Annotated in this window: 17 protein-coding genes; 6 read left to right on the top strand and 11 right to left on the bottom strand. The window is 66.7% G+C overall.

All coding sequences use genetic code 11. From position 1 onward, the window contains the following. The first annotated feature begins 21 nt into the window (after positions 1–21). Positions 22–789 (top strand): hypothetical protein, encoded by a 768-nt coding sequence (locus ABTV68_RS18445; protein WP_433675130.1) that lies wholly within the window; start codon positions 22–24, stop codon positions 787–789. Positions 790–844: 55 nt separating this feature from the next. Here ABTV68_RS18445 and ABTV68_RS18450 read toward each other — a convergent pair whose 3' ends face one another. The 5 genes from ABTV68_RS18450 to ABTV68_RS18470 all read right to left on the bottom strand — a co-directional run bounded on the left by ABTV68_RS18450 (position 845) and on the right by ABTV68_RS18470 (position 5,658). Beyond that, entirely contained in the window at positions 845–1,183 is a 339-nt protein-coding gene (locus ABTV68_RS18450) for a protealysin inhibitor emfourin (protein WP_433675131.1), read from the bottom strand. Then, positions 1,164–2,261, bottom strand: a complete 1,098-nt coding sequence (locus ABTV68_RS18455; RefSeq protein ID WP_433675132.1) for a M4 family metallopeptidase — start codon at positions 2,259–2,261, stop codon at positions 1,164–1,166. The genes ABTV68_RS18450 and ABTV68_RS18455 overlap by 20 nt, the downstream gene beginning before the upstream one ends. 145 nt (positions 2,262–2,406) lie before the next feature. After that, on the bottom strand, positions 2,407–3,567 hold the full coding sequence (locus ABTV68_RS18460) for an acyl-CoA dehydrogenase family protein (protein ID WP_433675133.1): 1,161 nt from the start codon (positions 3,565–3,567) through the stop codon (positions 2,407–2,409). 175 nt (positions 3,568–3,742) lie between these two features. Then, positions 3,743–4,726: a M15 family metallopeptidase gene (locus ABTV68_RS18465; protein WP_433675134.1), complete on the bottom strand. Its 984-nt coding sequence runs from the start codon at positions 4,724–4,726 to the stop codon at positions 3,743–3,745. An 89-nt stretch (positions 4,727–4,815) separates the two neighbouring features. Continuing rightward, entirely contained in the window at positions 4,816–5,658 is an 843-nt protein-coding gene (locus ABTV68_RS18470) for a D-alanyl-D-alanine carboxypeptidase family protein (protein WP_433675135.1), read from the bottom strand. 76 nt (positions 5,659–5,734) lie between these two features. Between ABTV68_RS18470 and ABTV68_RS18475 the strand changes: the two genes are divergently transcribed. Beyond that, positions 5,735–6,652, top strand: coding sequence for an NADP-dependent oxidoreductase (locus ABTV68_RS18475; RefSeq protein ID WP_433675136.1), 918 nt, complete (start codon positions 5,735–5,737; stop codon positions 6,650–6,652). 59 nt (positions 6,653–6,711) lie between these two features. Further along, positions 6,712–7,758: an Rv2578c family radical SAM protein gene (locus tag ABTV68_RS18480; protein ID WP_433675137.1), complete on the top strand. Its 1,047-nt coding sequence runs from the start codon at positions 6,712–6,714 to the stop codon at positions 7,756–7,758. A 102-nt stretch (positions 7,759–7,860) separates the two neighbouring features. Here the strand turns inward: ABTV68_RS18480 and ABTV68_RS18485 are convergent, their stop codons facing one another. Together ABTV68_RS18485 and ABTV68_RS18490 are read right to left on the bottom strand one after the other, a co-directional pair. Next, positions 7,861–8,409 carry a YceI family protein gene (locus tag ABTV68_RS18485; RefSeq protein WP_433675138.1) on the bottom strand — a complete coding sequence of 183 codons (549 nt, stop codon included), beginning with the start codon at positions 8,407–8,409 and terminating at the stop codon, positions 7,861–7,863. A gap of 192 nt (positions 8,410–8,601) precedes the next feature. Then, a complete protein-coding gene (locus ABTV68_RS18490; RefSeq protein WP_433675139.1) occupies positions 8,602–11,022 on the bottom strand; it encodes a DEAD/DEAH box helicase in 2,421 nt (806 codons plus the stop codon). Positions 11,023–11,335: 313 nt separating this feature from the next. Here ABTV68_RS18490 and ABTV68_RS18495 point away from each other — a divergent pair, with 313 nt between their 5' ends. Further along, the gene (locus tag ABTV68_RS18495) at positions 11,336–12,256 is read left to right on the top strand and encodes an aldose 1-epimerase family protein (protein ID WP_433675140.1); all 921 of its coding nucleotides are present in this window, start codon (positions 11,336–11,338) and stop codon (positions 12,254–12,256) included. Between the two features lie 71 nt (positions 12,257–12,327). Here the strand turns inward: ABTV68_RS18495 and ABTV68_RS18500 are convergent, their stop codons facing one another. The 4 genes from ABTV68_RS18500 to ABTV68_RS18515 form a co-directional block, all read right to left on the bottom strand. Then, entirely contained in the window at positions 12,328–15,609 is a 3,282-nt protein-coding gene (locus tag ABTV68_RS18500) for an efflux RND transporter permease subunit (RefSeq protein WP_433675141.1), read from the bottom strand. Between the two features lie 118 nt (positions 15,610–15,727). Then, complete coding sequence (locus ABTV68_RS18505; RefSeq protein ID WP_433675142.1) at positions 15,728–16,090, bottom strand: fluoride efflux transporter FluC; 363 nt, start codon at positions 16,088–16,090, stop codon at positions 15,728–15,730. Beyond that, on the bottom strand, positions 16,087–16,467 hold the full coding sequence (locus tag ABTV68_RS18510; protein ID WP_433675143.1) for a CrcB family protein: 381 nt from the start codon (positions 16,465–16,467) through the stop codon (positions 16,087–16,089). The genes ABTV68_RS18505 and ABTV68_RS18510 overlap by 4 nt, the downstream gene beginning before the upstream one ends. Before the next feature lie 69 nt (positions 16,468–16,536). After that, complete coding sequence (locus ABTV68_RS18515) at positions 16,537–17,295, bottom strand: MerR family transcriptional regulator (protein WP_433675144.1); 759 nt, start codon at positions 17,293–17,295, stop codon at positions 16,537–16,539. Positions 17,296–17,451: 156 nt separating this feature from the next. Here ABTV68_RS18515 and ABTV68_RS18520 point away from each other — a divergent pair, with 156 nt between their 5' ends. Together ABTV68_RS18520 and ABTV68_RS18525 are read left to right on the top strand one after the other, a co-directional pair. Then, positions 17,452–18,447, top strand: coding sequence for a DUF4097 family beta strand repeat-containing protein (locus ABTV68_RS18520; protein ID WP_433675145.1), 996 nt, complete (start codon positions 17,452–17,454; stop codon positions 18,445–18,447). Continuing rightward, positions 18,447–19,055 (top strand): PadR family transcriptional regulator, encoded by a 609-nt coding sequence (locus tag ABTV68_RS18525; protein WP_433675146.1) that lies wholly within the window; start codon positions 18,447–18,449, stop codon positions 19,053–19,055. The genes ABTV68_RS18520 and ABTV68_RS18525 overlap by 1 nt, the downstream gene beginning before the upstream one ends. Positions 19,056–19,121: the final 66 nt, after the last annotated feature.

The raw sequence follows: 19,121 nt of genomic DNA on the forward strand, positions 1-19,121 counted from the left end.
CGTCAGCACGGAGGAGGCATCATGTCCACACCATCACAGCCCGACGAGCACGCTTCCCAAGGAAATCCAGGCGCGTCCGGGCAGCCGACTCCTCAGCAGTACGGTGCACAGGCGTCCCCGCAGCAGTACGGTGCACAGGCATCCCCGCCGCAGTACGGCACCGCGGCACCGCAACAACACGCCGGCTCTGCCCCGCAGTACAGCGGCGCCCCGCAACCGTATGGCGCGCCCCAGCAGTACGCCGCGCCCCAGCAGTACGCCGCGCCGCAGCAGTACAACTCACCGCAGCAGTACAACTCACCGCAGCAGTACAACTCACCGCAGCAGTACAACTCACCCCAGCAGCACGGCTCCCCCCAGCAGTACGCCTCGGCACCGCAACAGTCCGGGTCGGCACCCCAGCAATACGCCCCCGCGGCCCCGTCGGGCTCCGCTCAGGCACCAGCTGACCGTGTGAAGAAGCAAGCAACGGTCGGAATAGTTCTGGCCGCGAGCACGGTCGTCCTGGGCTTGGCACTGTCCATCCTGCAGACCGTCTTGCTGCGCGTCCTCATCCAGAACGGGAGCTACGACGCCTACGGTGCAGTGACCACGGGAATCAGCTGGCTCGGCGTGCTGGCAACGGTGGTGTTGGGGGTCATCGCTCTCATCCTGGGCCTCAGCGCTGCCAAGACCGGTCAGCATCAGGTGCGATCAGGCATCGCGATCGGCGCTGGTGCACTCGCCGTGGCCGGGGCAGTCGTCAACCTGATCCAGTTCCTCCTCAACTTCGCGCTGACCTCGTTCTGATCTGCCCTCTTGCGGCTGAAGTAGGTGTGAGCACACGCGTCACGCGGATTCAGGATCAGGAGGGCGGCCGCGTGGAGCCGTCCGCGCTGCGTACAGCCTCGACGAGTTCGCGCCAGGGCCCGGAGAGGTGCGCGTCGGCGACGACCTGCTCATGGTGGTCATCATGGAGCTGGACGCGGATGCGCCAGACAAAGCGATCGGCGCCCGACTGCGTGCTCTTGTCGTCATCCCACGGGCATCGGTCGATGAGCAACGCCCAATGGGTCTCTTCTTCTGGCGATGGTGCGACAGTCCACGTGCGAGGAACGCCGGTGAGCCCACCGCTGCGGACCACGGTGATGACCAGGTCGGCTGTGGTGTCCGCCGAGTCGTCTTTACCCTGACGTCTGCTCATGGTTCGACCTCGCAATCACGCCCACCGCGGTCCACGCGTCACGGAGCGCCCGCACCGTGGCGCGGTCAATCTTGCCGGCCTCCGTGATCGTGGCATCCGCGAACTCGGCGAAGGTGGCGTTGGTACGCAGACCACTCGACAGCGCGCGATACCAGACGCCGCCCGCCGTCTCCCATGCCTTCCCACCGAGCTCAAGCGCGAACAGCGCGAAAGCTCGATTCGGGATGCCGGAATTGATGTGCACTCCGCCATTGTCCTCCGAGGTGCGGACGTACCCGCTCATATCGGCCGGTTGAGGGTCGGCACCCAGCTCCGGATCGTCGTACGCCGTCCCCGGGTGCAGCATCGACCGCAGCGCAACGCCGTCCACCGAGGGCGTGAAGATCCCGGCACCGATCAGCCAGGTTGCTTCATCGGCCGACTGACCGAGCGAGTGCTGCTCGGTCAGCGCTCCGAACACGTCAGCAATCGACTCGTTCAGCGCACCCGACTCACCCTGGTACTCGAGTTCTCCCACGTGCTGGATCACGCCGTGACCCAGTTCGTGCCCGATGACACTGAGGGATGCGGTGAAGCCCTGGAACACCTGCCCGTCACCGTCACCGAAGACCATGCGCTCCCCGTCCCAGAACGCGTTGTCATAGTCGGCCCCATAGTGGACAGTGGCGTCGAGGCGAGAGCCGAGCCCATCGATCGAGTTGCGCTCAAAGGCATCGAGGAGCATCTGGAACGTGCTGCCGAGGCCGTCATAGGCTTGGTTGACGGCGACATCGGCGACGGCCGCATCGCCCTCGGCGCGCACCAGCACTCCGGGCAGCGTCTCGGCACCCTGCGCATCTCGAATCATGCGATCCGGCGCTGCTTCGACCGATGCCACCAGGGTTCCGTTTTCGTCGATCGACAGCTCCAGCTGCGCGCGCCGCTCCGCGGGCGGTCGGCCGATGAGCGTCTGGCGCGCTGCTTGCGCCGCCTGCGGGTAGCGGTCGGACTGCGCGAGTCGGTCAAGTAGATATGCGGGCACGATCCCTCGGAGGCGACCAGCGCTCTTCTCACGTTCGTCTTCGGCTGCGTTCATCATGTCGTCCTCCGCTCGCTGTGGTGACCCGACACTACGCCGGGCCTCTGACAGCGGCAGGAGGGTTGTGCACAGATGGAACGCCACCGCGATGAAAAGACGCGGGCAGGTTCCAATGGAACCCGCCCGCGCCTCAGCAGACCCGGTGTCAGCCCTTGATGAGCTGGCGTCCGACGATCTCTCGCATGATCTCGTTGGTGCCGCCGTAGATGCGGTGGACGCGAGCGTCGACGAACGCGCGCGCGATCGGGTACTCCATGATGTAGCCGTAGCCGCCGTGCAGCTGGACGCCCTGGTCGAGCACCTCCCACTCGCGCTCGGTCGCGTAGAACTTGACCTTTGCGGCTTCCTCCGCCGTGAGCTTCTGCTCGCCGTACAGCAGGATCGCGCGGTCGACATACGCCCACAGCGCATCGACCGTGGTGGCCATGTCGGCCAGGCGGAAGTACGTGTTCTGGAAGGCGATGACCGGCTGGCCGAACGCCTCGCGGCTCTTCGTGTAGTCGAGGGTCCAGAGCAAACCCGCTTCGGCGGCCGCAGCCGCAGCGACGCCGATCGACAGACGCTCAAGCGGGAGGTTGCGCATGAGTTGCACGAAGCCATGTCCCTCTGCGCCACCGATGAGGTTGGCGTCCGGAACGAATACGTCGGTGAAGCTGAGCTCTGCGGTGTCGTGACCCTGGAAGCCCATCTTGTGCAGCTTCTTGCCGTGCTCGAAGCCCTCCATGCCGTTCTCGATGAGAATCAGGCTGAAGGCGTCGGGACGGTTGCCCTCGCCGGTCTTGACGAACGTGACGACCACGTCGGCGGTCGCACCGGAGGAGATGAACGTCTTCGCGCCGTTGACGATGTAGCCGCCGTCGACCTTCTTCGCCGTGGTCTTGATACCGCGAAGATCCGATCCGGCACCCGGCTCGGTCATCGCGAGGGCGCCGATGATCTCACCGGTAGCCATTCCCGGCAGCCACTTCTGCTGCTGCTCCGGGGTGCCGAAGTGCGCGAGGTACGGAACGGCGAGGTCGTCCTGGATGCCGAATGCGCCCGCCAGCGAACCGAGCCCGGCCTTGATCGTCTCCTCGTTGACGATCGCGCGGAAGCGGTAGTCGAACAGCATCCCGGCACCGCCGAACTCGTCCGGCACCGACAGTCCGATGATTCCCGCTTCTCCCGCGGCACGCATGGTCGCGCGGTCGACCTGACCGTCAGCGTCCCACTTCTCACGCGCCTCGTTGGTGCCGTAGCGCTTGATGAACTCCTTGACGACGTCGCGGAACGACTCGTGATCCTCGTCATAGATGTTGCGGTCCATCGGGCTCCCTTTCTGACTTCTCGGTGCGATCTACAGCGATCACCCGATTGGCGAGTCTAGGCGAGTTTCCGCGCCGAAAACAGGGTTTGGTGGGATTCCGTTCCAGTTTTCAGGGAACTCGGTTCCACTGTTGTGGGAAGCCTCCAGACACCCCTCGACGGGATGCGCGCGCTCCTCAGGACGCGTAGTCGGGAGCCGCTGGGAGACCGAAGAACTCCTCCAGCGTGTGAAAACCGCCATCGTGATACGCCGCCGCCAGTTGCGGGCCGATGTAACGCAGATGCCAGGGCTCGGCTTCATAGCCCACGATGTCGTAGGCGCCCTCCTCGTACCGCACGATGAACCCGTAGCGCCACGCGTTCTCGCTCACCCACACGGACGTCTGCGTGCCGCCGAACGACTCGATGGAGCCGCCGGGAAGCTGCACATCGACGGTGGTGCCGAGCTGGTGCTCGCTGAATCCGGCGCGCGCGCTGGTTCTCTCCGCGGATTCGCCCTCGGCCGCGAGCTGGCGGTCGTGGTTGCCCACCTGATAGGAGTAAGACCGATATCCGCTGTTCGCGATGATGTCCGACATGCCGGCCGCCGAGGCATCGCTCACCATCGCGGCGAACGCGTCCGCGGAGGTCTGACGCATTAGCTGTCCACCAGAGATGGACACGAGGTCGTTCGGTTCCCATTCGAGAGGCTGGATCGCGCGGAGCTTGTCCACCACAACCCACGAGCGGGCAGGGTCATCGAGGGAGAAGCATGATGCGGTGCCGGCGACGATGGCCGCACGCACCGCGCTCCCACCTCCGGCTGCGACGATCGCCGCCTCGTCAGCTCCGGATGCGAGCGCGTCCGCGACGCCGGGGCGATCGCAGACACCGGCGGGTCCCGCCGGGTTGGCGACGGCGAATTCCGGCACGGGGAGTGCGGCGACCCCCTGAGGCCGTGGCAGGACGCCCGAGGTGAGATCGGCGCCGATCGGCGTATCGCCGCTTACGGAGCCCGACTCGTCGAAGGCCTGCGCGTTCGGTTGCGATAGAGCAGCCTGACCAGTGATGCCGATACCCACGCAGACGACAGCCAGCGCGACGACCCCTGCGGTCAGCAGGACCGAACGTCGTCGCGCTTCCCGCGCGCGATGGCGCGCGATCGGCGAGAGCATCTGCATCACTCCAGTATGTGCACAGTCCGTGTCCAAAGTGACCGTTCCCACACCGCAGGATCGCTGAGAAGATCCTCATCCGTCCTGGGGAGGAGTCAACGGACGGGCAGCGCGAAGAACTGCTGCAGGGAACTGTAGCCGCCGTCATGGAGGGCTCGGGCGATCTCGATTCCCACATACCGCAGATGCGCGTCCCGACCCGACGCGGTTGCGATCCAGCCGTACTGCCACGCATTCTGGATCAGCCAGGCACCTTGACTCGTGGTCGCGATCTCTGCTGCCGGGGCACAGCTCGCGCTGCCGCACGCAACGACATCTACCGCGAGACCCGTGCGGTGCTCTGCGGCGCCGGGATCCGCTGCACTCGGCTGATCCGTGTACCCGGATGCCAGCGCGATGTCACCGACATCGGCCGCAAGCAAGACCTGATGCAACTGATCGATCGATTCGGCCGCTTCAGCACGCAATCGCGCATCGGCGATCGAGGGGGTCTCCGGCACGACGAGATCCGACGGCGTCCAATCCGACGGAACCGGGCGCGCCGCATCGACGACGACCCAGATGCGCGTCGGATCACTGAGATCTATGCAATCCGCGCGCGCGGACACGACGGCAGCACGCAGAGCTGCGCCACCGCCTGCGGCAAGGACCATCCCGCCGTCGTCGTCGGCGGCACTTGCTTCTCGCATGGTCGGCAGGTCACAGATCGGACGTGATGCCGCCGCCGATCGCACCTGCGGCACGGGAAGAGCGGACACACTGGCGGGCCAGGAGCGCGCGGGCGCCGGCTCCGCTGCGGCGTCGACTCCGCCTGCGGCCGCGGCCACAGCGGCTGCGATGAGGGCACCGCCCCCGATCGCGAATGCCAGGAGTATCGCGGCTCGTCGCGGCGCCGCTCGGCGCACGGAAGATGACGGGCGGGACGATGAGTGCTGCATGAGAATTCCATCATCTCGTGGGGTACAGACATTCCCAGAATCAGACTCTCCGGGATGGGAGTGGGAGGATCAGAGAATGGGAACGCAGCGCGCCGTCATGTATGACCGAACCGGGGATCCCGGCGAACTTCACATCTCGATGGCGCCGGCTCCCTCTCCTGCTGAGGAGCGCGCACTGCTGGAGGTCCACGCCGTGGGGATCAACCCCTACGATGTGAAAGTTCTCACCGGAGCGGCGCCCCGAGACACCGCGTTCCCGCGTGGAATCGGCAGTGACGTAGCTGGCGTCATCCTGGCCCTCGGGGACGACGCGAGTGGCTTCCGGGTCGGTGATGCGGTGATGGGGTGGGGCCTCAACACTCTGCGCGAGCAGCTCGTCGTGCGAACCAGCAGCGTGGCGCTCGTGCCCCCTGGTCTGTCGCTGGATACGGCTGCCGCTCTCGTCACGCCCTCGATCGCCGCCACGGCGTGCCTGCGTGCGGTTCCCGTTTCGGCCGCCGACGTTGTGCTCGTGCCGGGGGCAAGTGGGTCCGTCGGCTGGATCATCGCCCAGCTTGCGCTGCGCGCGGGCGCTCGCGTCATCGGCACGACCGGCTCCGGATCGCATGACAGGCTTGCCGCCGCGGGGATCACCCCGATTCCCTACGGAGACGAACTGGCCTCCGCGCTCACCGCGTCTCTCGATGGCGCCACACTGACCGCCGTCCTGGGCGCCGCCACCGGCGATGTGATTCACACTGCCCTCGAAGCCGGCACCGACCCCCGTCGCATCGTGACCCTTGCGGGCGACGAGACGGCGAGTGAGTTCGGGGTGGTGTCCGCCGACACCGGACAGCGGACCATCGACCAGGTCAGCCTGGTGGCCGAGCTGGTTGCCACGGGTGCGATCGAATTCGAGGTCGCCGCCACGTACGCGCTGGCAGAATCGCCCGTGGCCTTTGAAGCCGTTGCTTCGGGACACAGCGGCAAGATCGTCATCAATCCTCAGCGTTAGTTCGTACACATCTTCGAATATAGCTTGACAACTCCCTCGGATTTCTGTTCTATTGCCCTATGCGTTGGCAAGGACAGGAACTCGGAGTCGCGGACACGGCCGCACTCCCCGGCATGGAGACCGTGGACGGCTTGGTGCGGTCAGTCACCACTCCCGAGTTCGCCGGCATCACCTTTCACGAAGTGCTCTGCAAATCCGCGCTCAATCGGGTTCCCGTGCAGTCGCGCATGCTCTTCGAGTGGACCGTGAACCCCTATCGCGGCTGTTCCCATGCCTGCGTCTACTGTTTCGCTCGAGGCACTCACACGTATCTCGACCTGGACGGCGGTCGAGACTTCGACACCCAGGTGGTGGTCAAGGTCAACGTGGCAGAGGTCCTCCAGCGCGAACTCTCCCGTGGATCGTGGCAACGCGGGCAGGTGAACCTTGGCACAAACACCGACCCGTATCAGCGTGCCGAGGGCCGATATGCGCTCATGCCCGGGATCATCGATGCGCTGACCACGAGCGGAACGCCGTTCGCGATCCTCACCAAGGGCACACTGCTAAGACGGGACCTTCCCCTGCTCAGTGCGGCGGCCGAGCAGGTCGACATCGACATCGCCATGTCGATCGCCGTCTTCGACGACGCCCTGCAGCAGTCCATCGAGCCGGGAACTCCCACGACAGCCGCGCGACTGGCCACGGTGCGAGCTGCGGCGGATGCGGGCTTTCGCGTGCGGGTTTTCCTCATGCCGATCCTCCCGCACCTCACGGACTCGATGGAGCTGCTGGACGACGCGCTGTCACGTATTCGCGCTGCCGGGGCGAGCGAGGTGGTGTGGGGAGCGCTACACCTGCGCGCCGGCGTGAAGCCCTGGTTCTTCGAGTGGCTGGAGCGTGAGCATCCAGAACTCGTGTCTTCCTATCGCGGGCTGTTCCCCGGCGTCGCGACCTATGCGCCGAAGGGATACCGACAATGGCTGGCGAAGCGGATTCGTCCACTGATCGCAGCGCACGGCCTGCGAGCACGCGCAGACGAGGACGCTCCTGAGGCGCCTCGACGCTCTTCGCTCACTCCGGTGCGACTGGTGCAGCGCCCAACGCAGCCGGCGATGCTGTTCTGAGCTGCCATGTCACTCACCGCCAGAGACGACGATGCGCCACCCCGTGCGGGATGGCGCATCATGCGACGCGTCTCCGCGACGCGTCAGGAGTTGACTGGCAGCTCAGGCGTCCTTGACGACGGAGATGTCGAGGTTGATCTTGATCTTGTCAGAGACCAGCCAGCCACCCGACTCCAGAGCAACGTTCCACGTGAGGCCCCACTCCTTGCGGCTGATGGCGAGGTCGCCCTCGAAGCCGGCGCGCAGTGCACCGTTCTGGTCGGTGTGAACGCCGCCCACCTCAACGTCAATGGAGACAGGCTTGGTCACGCCCTTGATGGTGAGGTCACCGTGCAGGGTGAACTCCTCGTCATCCTTGACGGAGATCCCGGTGGAGTGGAACTCCATCGTGGGGAACTGCTCGGCGTCGAAGAAGTCCGCCGAACGCAGGTGGTTGTCGCGGTAGTCCTGGCGGGTGTCGATGCTGGCGGTCTGGATGACCACGTCCACCTGCGCCTCGTTCTCGCCGGTCACGTTGATGGTGCCCGAGAAGTCGTCGAAACGGCCCCGGACCTTGGTGACCATCGCGTGTGTGGCGGCGAAGCTCACGGCGGAGTGCGCGGCGTCGATGGTCCAGGTGCCGGCGATGGTGTCGAACGCAGGAAGTGTCATATCAGGTACCCCTCAGGTGGAAGTTCGTGTGCGCGCGAGCAGCGCGTCACTGGGTGTGAACGAGGCTACGCGAACATCTATTCCCTCGCATGCAATTTTCCTGATTCTCTCCGACGGTTCATCGGATTCACCCCTATACGTCACAGGGCCACCCCGGTGCGGGGTGGCCCTGTGACGTATGTCGAGCACGGGTTACGCCGTGAGCTGCTCCAGCGTCATCCCACCGGTGAGCTCGTCGAGGATGTCGTCACCCGGACGAGCCTCCTCAAACGGAGCCGCGATCTCGGCGCGCTCCAGCAGTTCGGTGATACGACGCTTGCGCGCGCGCGTGATCAGCGTCACGACACGACCGGCGTTGCCGGCTCGACCGGTACGACCGGAGCGGTGCAGATAGGTCTTGTACTCGTCGGGCGCATCCGCCTGAACCACCAGATCGATGTCGTCCACGTGGATTCCGCGCGCGGCCACGTCAGTGGCCACCAGGACGTTCGCCCGACCCGAGGACATCTTCTGCAGATTGCGAGTGCGCTTGGCCTGGTTGAGGTCACCGTGCAACGCCACCGCCGAGATTCCCGCATCCTCGAACTGCTCGGCGAGCATCTCCGCGTAGGCGCGCGTACGCGTGAACACGATCGTCTTGCCCTCGCGGTCAACCAGCTCCGTCAGGATGTCGGCCTTGTCGCGGTGCTCGATCACCAGCACGCGGTGCTCGATCGTTCCAGAGTTCTGATCCTCACCGGCGACTTCGTACACGGCGGGGTTCACGAGGAACTCATTGACGAGAGCCTCCACCTCAGTGTCGAGGGTGGCAGAGAACATGAGCTTCTGGGCACCGTCAGCCACCTGGCGCAGGATGCGCTGCACCGGCTCGAGGAAGCCCAGCTCGCACATGTGGTCAGCCTCATCGAGAACCGCCACCTGCACCTGGGAGAGATCCAGCTTGCCCTGGTTCACCAGGTCCTCAATACGACCAGGCGTGCCGATGATGATGTCGACACCCTTCTTCAGCGCACCCACCTGGCGCGCCTGCGGAACACCGCCGTAGATCTGCGTGGTGAACAGGCCCACCGAGCGCGCGATCGGCTGGATGGTGCGGTCGATCTGCAGCGCAAGTTCGCGCGTGGGAGCGAGGATGAGCGCCGACGGCGCACGACCGAACTCGCGCTTCACGCCGGCCTTCGCCCGCAACACCGACTCGACGAGCGGGGCACCGAATGCGATGGTCTTGCCCGAGCCCGTTCGACCACGACCCAGAGTGTCGCGTCCCTCAATGATCACGGGAATCGTGGCCGCCTGAATCGGGAACGGACGCTCCGCGCCCAGTTCGCCGAGCACGCGCACGATGTTCTGGCCGAGACCCAGGCTGTCGAAGGTGACGTCAGCCACATCATCTGCCGTCACGGTCTCCGCGTTCAGACGCTCGCGGACGACGTCCTCGCTGTCCTGGAACGGGGCCTTCTTCGCGTCGGCGTTCCAATCCGAGCGGTTGTTGGAGGTGCGCTGCGGACGCTCGTCGAAGGAACGACGCGGACGGTCATCGAACGACCGCGCGGGCCGCCCGTCACGCTGCGGACGCTCATCGCGCGAGAAGCGGTCGCCGGAGCGCTCGTCCCGCGAGAAGCGCGGAGCGCGATCGTCACGCTGCGGACGCTCATCGCGGTTGAAGCGGGAGCCGCGATCCTCGAAGGACCGCGCCGGGCGCTCGGTGCGCGAGAAGCGGTCCTCCGAGCGAGGAGCGCGGTCGTCGCGGTTGAAGCGGGCACCACGGTCATCACGGGACGGACGCTCGTCACGAGAGAAGCGTGAACCACGATCCTCGAAGGACCGCGCCGGGCGCTCATCACGGGACGGACGAGTACCCCGGTCCTCGAACGAACGCGTCGGGCGCTCGGTGCGCGAGAAGCGGTCACCCGAACGAGCCGGGCGCTCATCATGAGAGAAACGGTCACTCGAGCGAGCCGGACGCTCATCGCGCGAAAAGCGGTCACCGGCACGAGCACCACGGTCATCACGCGAGAAACGGTCACCCGAACGAGCACCACGGTCGTCACGAGAGAAACGATCACCGGCACGAGCACTCCGGTCGTCACGCGAAAAGCGGTCACCGGCACGAACACCACGGTCGTCACGAGAGAAACGGTCACCCGAACGAGCACCACGGTCGTCACGAGAGAAACGATCACCGGCACGAGCACTCCGGTCGTCACGAGCGAAACGGTCACCCGAACGAGCACTCCGATCGTCACGCGAGAAACGGTCACCCGAACGAGCACCACGGTCATCACGCGAGAAACGGTCACCCGAGCGGTTGTCGCCGCCACGGTTGCCGCGGAAGTCGTCGTCGCGGCGAGCACGGTCGCTGCCGGAGTACCCGTCGCGGAGGTCACCGCGGGGCGTACGGTCATCGCGCCCCGTGCTGATCCGGGCGGCCTCGTCGCGGCCTGCCTTCTCGGCGGAGCTCCAGCGACGCTTGCCGGTGGCCTCAGCGGGATCGGAGTAGCCGCGGTGACCTCGACCGATCGTCTTGGCACCCTTGGACGCCTTGGCGCGATCGCCGTAACGCGGGTCGAAGTTCTTGGGGGCGCGTCCGCCCTGTCGGGTGTTCTTGGGCATGCGTGATTGACCTGTTTCGTAAGTATCGCCAGCGGAGTGGGGCGTCACCATAAGACGCTCACCATCGGCCACCGAAGCTCACACAGATCCGTGCAGACGGGGCACGGTGCTCGAAGCCGACGTTCCAGGGTACATGCACGTCCTGAACGACACCTGTGGCCCCCATCCTCTCGCGCGGCACGATCCGAAGGGGTCCCGAACTTTCGACAGCTCTCGGCCCGCCGCAACCACCGCGACCTTTACGCGCGCCGAAAGCGAAATGAATCGTGTCATCCGCCGTTGCCCCGCGCGACGCTCCCCTAACATGGGGCGGGTGAGCCTTGACCCCACCGGTACCCAGATCCACCTCAGCATCGAGCGTGACGGCCGTGTCGTCACGGCGGACATCGGACAGGTGGGTGCCGTGCTGCGCGGAGTCACCGTCGACGGCGTCGATCTCGTTGCACGCTTCCCCGAGGGAACGCCCGCGCCGAGCTGCTCGGGAACCGTGCTGGTGCCGTGGCCGAACCGCATCCGCGATGGAAAGTGGACGCACGAGGGTGAGGCGCACCAGCTCGCGATCACCGAGCCGAAGCTGAACAACGCGATCCACGGCCTGCTCCGCTACACGGCTTATGTCGTGAGTGAGTCGGATTCCTCTGTCACCCTGCGCGCCAACGTGGTCCCGCAGATCGGCTACCCCTTCCTCCTCGAGACGGCTGTCACCTACGCCCTCACGGCCGAGGGCGTCACGGTCACTCACGTCATCCGCAATTCCGGCACCGAGAGCGCACCGATCGCGATCGGAACCCACCCGTTCATCACCGTGGGCAACGCGCCCGCCACCCAGCTGACCGTGACCTCCACCGGGGCCGAGCACATCGTCGTCGACGAGCGTCTGCTGCCGGTCGAGACGGCGCCGGTCACGCCGGAGCTGGATCTTCGCGGCGGACGCATCCTCGCAGACCTGCACCTGGACACCGCCTACGCGTCGCTCGCCTTCGATGAGGACGGTCGTTCACGCCACCGCATCACCGACGCGGTCGGCAACTCCACCGTGCTGTGGCAGGACGAGCATTTCGGATACGTGCAGTTCTACACCGGTCGGGACTACCCGGGTCAAGACGTCGCGCTGGCCTGCGAGCCGATGACCGCCCCCGCCGACGCCTTCAACTCCGGCGAAGGCCTCATCTGGCTTGCCCCGGGCGAGACGTTCACGGGCTCCTGGGGCATCTCCTACGAGCCCGCAGCCTGATCTGGATCGAGACAGAGTTGGAAAACGCCGCTCCGAGGTGACTCGGGGCGGCGTTTTCCATCTCTTACGGGCTACTCGCCGCGAGCTCGGCGTTCACGACGCGTCAGCGGGTGGTCCTCATCGGCGGGTTCCTGACCGGTCAGACGCAGGTTGGCGGCCTCCGAGGCCGGAACCGTGTGGCCCGCCTCCTCAGCGGTCTCTATCGCGGAATCGACCGTGGTGGTCACCGCGCCGGTGCGCATCGGGCCACTCGGCTCGACATCGACGGCAACGCCCTCCCGCTTCGCACGGCGACGTTCCTTCGCACCTTCGACGAGGTTGTACAGCGTCGGCAGCACCAGCAGCGTCAGCACGGTGGAGGACACCAGGCCACCGATCACCACAATCGCGAGCGGCTGCGAGATGAATCCGCCGTGACCCGTGATGCCGAGCGCCATCGGCGTGAGCGCGAAGATCGTCGCCAGGGCCGTCATCAGGATCGGGCGCAGACGCATCGACGAACCGGTCAGGGTCGCGTCATGGGTGCTCAGTCCGCGCGTGCGGTACTGGTTCACCAGGTCCACGAGCACGATGGCGTTCGTCACCACGATACCGATGAGCATCAGCACACCGATCAGCGACGCCGCACCGAGCGGCACGCCCGTGGCCAGCTGAAGCAGCACGGCACCGGTCGCCGAGAACGGCACCGAGATCAGCAGCAGCAGCGGCTGGCGCAGTGACTTGAAGGTCGCGACCATCACGATGTAGACGATGAGGATGGCCGCCAGCATCGCGAGCCCCAGCTGGGAGAACGTGGTGGTCAACTGCTCCGTGGCACCGCCGATCGAGTACGCCGCGCCGTCGGGCAGCGACACGTCTTCGAGGGCCTTCGCCACGGCACCACCGGCGGCGTTGAGGTCATCGCCGGACGGTGTGACACTGACCGTCGCGGTGCGCTCGCCGCGGGCGGTGGTGATGGACGCCGGACCGTCGGCCTGATCCACCGCCGCCAGCGTCGACAGCGCCACGGGACCCATCACGGTGGGAACCAGCGTGTTGCGCAGTTCCTCGATGGTGACCGGCGGGTTGCTCGCTGCGACGTACACGGTGACCGTGCTGCCGTCGATCTCGACGCTGCCGGCCTGCTGCGGGCGCATCAGACTCGAGACGATACCGCCGACGGCCGCCTCGCTGAGTCCCGCGGCCGCCGCCTTGTCGCGGTCGACGGTCACGGCGATGTACGGCATCGAGGCAGCGAGATCACTCGTGACCTGGCCCACGCCGTCCACGCCCTGCAGCTTCGCCACGACCGCGTCGGACGCCTCCTGCAGCGTGCCGGCGTCGGGCGCGGTGATCTCCACCGTGATGTCGGAGGAGCCGATGCCCTGCGATGCCGTCATGCTGATCTCGCCGACGTCGCTCAGGCCGTCGACGGCCTTCTGCACGTCAGCTCGGACCTTCTCCTGGTCGGCGTCGGAATCAGTCGTGATCGAGTAGGTCACACCGCCCGACCCGCCGGAGAACGCGTCGCGCAGGGCCGAGCCGGAGGAGCCGATCGACACCTGCACCGTCTTCACACCGGCGACGTCGATGACGGCCTGCTCCACCTTCTCGGCCGCGGCCTGCTGCACGTCGAGGCTGGCCGCCGTGCCGACCTTCTGCGACATCGTGAAGGTGTTCTGGCCGGAGTCGCCGAACGTGGTGAGCTTCATCAGCGGCGCGAGGGCGAACGTGCCGCCCATGACCAGCACCGCGATGAGCAGGGTCACCCCGGAGTGCTTCAGCGTCCAGCTCAGGATCGGCAGGTATGCCTTCTGCAGGCGCGACGGCGGCGCCGCGGGATCCTCCGGATCGATGGGAGCGCCGTGCTCGTCCAGCACGGGCTTACCGGGCTTCATGAACCAGTACGCCAGCACGGGAACGATGGTCAGCGCCACGAACAGCGAGGACAGCATCGCGATGGTGATGGTCATGGCGAACGGGCGGAAGATCTCGCCGATCATGTCGCCGACGAACGCCACCGGCAGGAAGACGGCGACGGTGGTGATCGTGGACGCGGTGATCGCGCCCGCGACCTCGCGCACCGCCAGCAGGATCGATTTCGTGCGGTCCGCGTCGCCCACGAAGTGCCGCTTGATGTTCTCGATCACCACGATCGAGTCGTCCACCACGCGACCGATCGCCATCGTCAGAGCACCGAGGGTCAGGATGTTCAGCGAGTAGCCGAACGCCTGGATCCCGATGAAGGTGACGAGCACGCTGGTGGGGATGGAGATCGCGGTGACCAGCGTCGAGCGCACCGAGAACAGGAACAGCAGGATGATGAGCACCGCGAACACCAGGCCCAGCAGGCCCTCCTGCGCCAGCGACTCGATCGACTGCGTGATGTAGGGCGCCTGATCGAAAATGACGGTGAACTTCGCGCCGCCGAGCTGCTGCTCCAGATCCGCCAGCGCGCCGTTCACGGCCTTCGAGACGTCGACGGTGTTGGCCGACGGCAGCTTGCTGATGGCGATGGTCAGTGCGCTCTGACCGTCAACGCGCGACAGCGAGGTGACGGGGTCCGTGGCTTCCACGACCGTGGCGACATCGGCGATGGTCTTGGTGCCCGCGGCGATCTGCTCCGCCGAGGTGGGAACCAGCGGCAGGGCGGCGATGTCCTCGACAGAGGTCAGCTTCGCACCCGACTGCACCGTGAGGGTCTGACCGTTCTCGGTGATGTCACCGCCGGGGAACAACGTGCCGTTCTGCTTGAGGGCATCCGTGATCGCCTGCTGCGAGTAGCCCGCCTGGGCCAACAGCGCCGGGTCCGGAGTGATCGTGACGCGCTGGCCGGATCCACCCACGATGGAGGCCGAGGCCACGCCATCCAGCTGCTCAAGCTTCGGCACGGCGATGGCGCTGAGCTGATCCTGCAGCTTGGCGGCGTCCTGACCGTCGGTGCCGACCGCAAGCTGAATGACCGGAAGATCATCGAAGGAGATGGACAGCACCTGCGGCTGCACGCCGGTGGGCAGCTGCGATGAGATGCGGTTGACCGCCTGCTGCACCTTCTGTTCGGCGGTGCCCAGGTCGGTGCCGTAGGTGAACGACAGCTGGACCATCGACGCGTTTGTGGTGCTCGTCGCCGTGCTGGACTCCAGCCCGGGCACCGATTGCACGGCGGTCTCGATCGGGGTGGAGACGTCGGCACTCACCACGTCCGGGGATGCGCCGGGGTAGGTGCTGGCCACCAGCAGCGCGGGCAGCTGTACCGACGGGAACAGTTCCTGCTTCAGATTGACCAGTGCGAGCCCGCCGAAGACCGCCGCCACGATCGTGATCAGGGCGATGAGCGCGCGGTTGTACAGGCTGAGGACGGCGAGTTTCGACACGGACTCTCCCTGAGAGGGCCCACGCCGTCAGCACGGCGGGGGCGATTATCGGGTCGCGCGAGCGCGCGGTGTCAGTATCCCATGGGGATCGTGCACGATTCCCAGTCGCACCACAGCCTCAGAGCGCCCCGGTGACGGCAAGGCCGGCGGCCGCGGCGCCGAGACAGAGCACGAAGGTTCCGATGGTGTTGCCGGCAGCGGCGATCCATCGCTGGGTGTTCAGCATCGACGCGGCCGCCGCGCTCACGGAACTGAAGGTGGTGTAGCCACCGAGAAGTCCGGTCCCGAGGATCCAGCCGGCCTCAGTCGAGCCGAACAGACCGGTCACGATTCCCAACACGAACGACCCGCTGACGTTGACGACAAGGATCCCCCACGGGAATCCGCGGCTCCATGGCATCGTCAGCGCTTCGATGATCCAGCGCAGCACCGCACCCACGCCGCCGGCGAGACCGATGAGAAGCAGCAACAGCGCGCTCACGAGCCCCTCCCGCCCCGCCCGAGCCGCAGCCCGGCGAACGCCGCAAGCACGCCGAGCACGACGGTGAGCACGGCCGTCCAGAACCACAGCGGGCTCGCTGCGTGGACCGCGAGCGCGCTGTACGTGGTGAACCCGCCGAGCAGACCGGTGCCGAGCAGCAGGCGCAGCCGACGATCGCGTTCATTGGAGGCACGACGCAGCATCACGCCGGTGAGCAGGCCGAGGGCGAGCGCACCGACAACGTTCACCACGAGCAGACCCCAGGTCTGCCACCACGGTGCGGTCGGCAGCAATAGCAGTGTGCGCAGCACCGTACCGACCGCACCACCGACGAAGACCAGCGCGGCATCCGTCCAGGAGAGCGCGGGGCGTGGCATGTCCCCACGGTACTTCCTCCCGTTTCATCGTGCGCGGACCCGAGGAGGCCCGCCCGGGTCCACGCACGTTCAGGAGAGGTTGGCGCGAACGTACTCGCGGAGCGCGTCGCGCACGAAGGTCGCGCCGGCCTCTCCGCCGTAGTTGGCGCCGAAGCGCGGGTCGGCAACGTACATGTCGCCGAGACCACTCAGATATCCGGCGAGGTCTCCGCCTTCGGCCGCCGGGGTGCCCGGGATCGAGGTGAGCCAGGCGACGTGGCGAGCGGCCAGTGCCTGCGCCACCGCGGAGGTGGGCTCCTCCCCCGCTTCAGCTGCCGCGATCCAGTCGCTGCCGAGCTGAGCCGCACGCTCCTGCCAGGCCGCGCGGTCGTCGGCGCTCATACCGCGCCACCACCGGTCCGAGGAGGCGTACGCGTCCTTTCCCCATCGCTCCTCGACCTCGTCGCGATACTGCGTGTGGTCGAATCCGTCCAAGGCTTTTTCAGCCATCAGGGTCTTTCCTTCCTGTCGGGCATGGATCGTGGTCTGCACCGCCCGGATCTGCCGGTCCAGTCGCTCGCGCTCCGCCTCGAGCAGTTCGAGGTGCGCGCTGAGCGCGGCGTGCTCCGGCACGTCGCGGTCCAGCACGTCTGCGATCTGCGGCAGCCCGAGTCCGAGCTGGCGCAGCAGCAGAATGCGCTGGAGCCGCACGAGCGCGTCCTCGTCGTAGTGCCGGTATCCGTTGGCGGCGATGCGCGTCGGCGGCAGCAGCCCGATGTCGTCGTAGTGACGCAGCGTTCTGCTGGTGGTACCGGCGAGCTTCGCCAGGTGCTGAATCGACCAGTCCATGCGTGTTCTTCCTTCCGCATACGACGGTAAAAGCTTCCGTTGCGTCAATGTCAAGCGAACTCAGCCTGAGAATTCTCCGATCGGATGCAAACTCGCGATATATCGTGTTACTGTTCCAACACGCGATATATCGCGAACAGATTCAAGGAGAACATCATGGCCGAGAAGTGGCTCATCCAGCCGGGTCAGACGCGCGTGATCGACGTCGCCGCGGAACCCCGCATCAAGATCGGACTCGTCGGAGGACAGGTCGACGTCGTGGCACACGACGAGCCCACCGTGCGCATCGAGGTGCACGACGTGACCGTCAAGGACCTGCGCATCGAGGTGACGGACGGTCTGATCGAGATCGATCACCCGCAGCTGCGCTGGGACAACTTCCTCGAGGTTTTCCGCAACTTCGGCAGCGGCGGACCGAAGGCGGAGGTCTCCGTGGCAGTGCCTCGCGACATCGCCCTGACACTCGGCGTGGTCAGCGCCGGAGCACTTGTCACCGGCCTCGTGCGCGACGCGAAGGTCAACACCGTGACGGGCGACATGCTCGTGGACGGCCACGACGGCAACCTGACGGCCAACGCCGTGTCCGGCGAGATCCAGGTGCGCGGGCTCAACGGCGACTTCGGCGCGAACAGCGTCTCGGGTGACGTCGCCGTCACCGGACGCCTCCGCAAGGTGCTCGTCGACACGGTCTCCGGCGATGTCTCGATCGACGGCGAGGGCGAGCTCTACACGGTGAACGCCAACACCGTCTCCGGCAATGTCACCGTGCGCCTGGACGAGGGACGGCCCGCCAACTTCGTCACCCGCACCGTCAGCGGACGCGTGCAGATCGACGGCGTGCTGCGCTCGAAGTCGGGCCCCTCGAACGTCACCGATTCGGTCGGCGACCTCAGCGGATCGTTCCTGGATCTCAACACGAACACGGTGTCGGGAGACATCACCGTGCTGCGGCGTCGCGTCGACACAGCGGCGTTCCCCGACGCGGGCTCTCACGCCCGTCACGACATCCCGACGGGTGAGCCGTTCCGCGCCAGCGAGGCGGACGCTGCGGTGATCGGCTCTTCCGCCGGCGCCGACACCGACTCCGCAGCCGGCGACGATTCGCCCGCCAGCACCAACTCCCCCACCAGCACCGACGGCGAGGTCCGCTGATGTCCCCGGTGTTCTCACACGGCGACCTGCGCCTATACCTGCTGCGCCTGCTGGACGAGGAGCCGCGTCACGGCTACGACCTGATCCAGGCACTGACGGATCGGACCGGCGGCACCTACACGCCCAGCGCTGGCACGATCTATCCGCGCCTCGCGAAGCTCGAGGACGAGGGCCTGGTCACCAAGACGGTCGACGGTCGCAAGACCGTCTACGCGATCACGGACGCCGGTCGTGCCGAGGTCGCCGCTCGCGCGAATGACCTCGAAGACATCGAGTCCGGTCTCGCCGACTCGGTGCGGCTGATCGCCGACGGCGTCCGCGCCAGCGTCAAGGAGGCGATGCGGAGTCTCAACGCCGACCTCGCCGCGGCAGCCCGCAGCGAACGTGAGCAGGCTCAGTCGGCACCGCCCGCGCCGGGCTCCCGTGGCGAGAGCCGCCAGCAACTGCAGCGGCTGGACGCCGTGGTGAACGAGTTCCGCGGCCGCGTGCGCGCCGAGACCCGGACCTTCGTCGCCCGCGGCGGCGTGCTGGATTCCGCGGTAGTCGATCAGCTCGCGGCGTCCCTCGACGTCGCGACGCACGACATCATCCGCGCCCTCCACCGCTGAGCCACCCCGGTTCCTGAGCGCACTTCGTGTCGTCCCGTGGTGAGAGGCGAAGTGCTCGCTCGGGGC

The organism is Microbacterium gorillae, from assembly GCF_050990725.1.
GTDB lineage: Bacteria > Actinomycetota > Actinomycetes > Actinomycetales > Microbacteriaceae > Microbacterium > Microbacterium gorillae_A.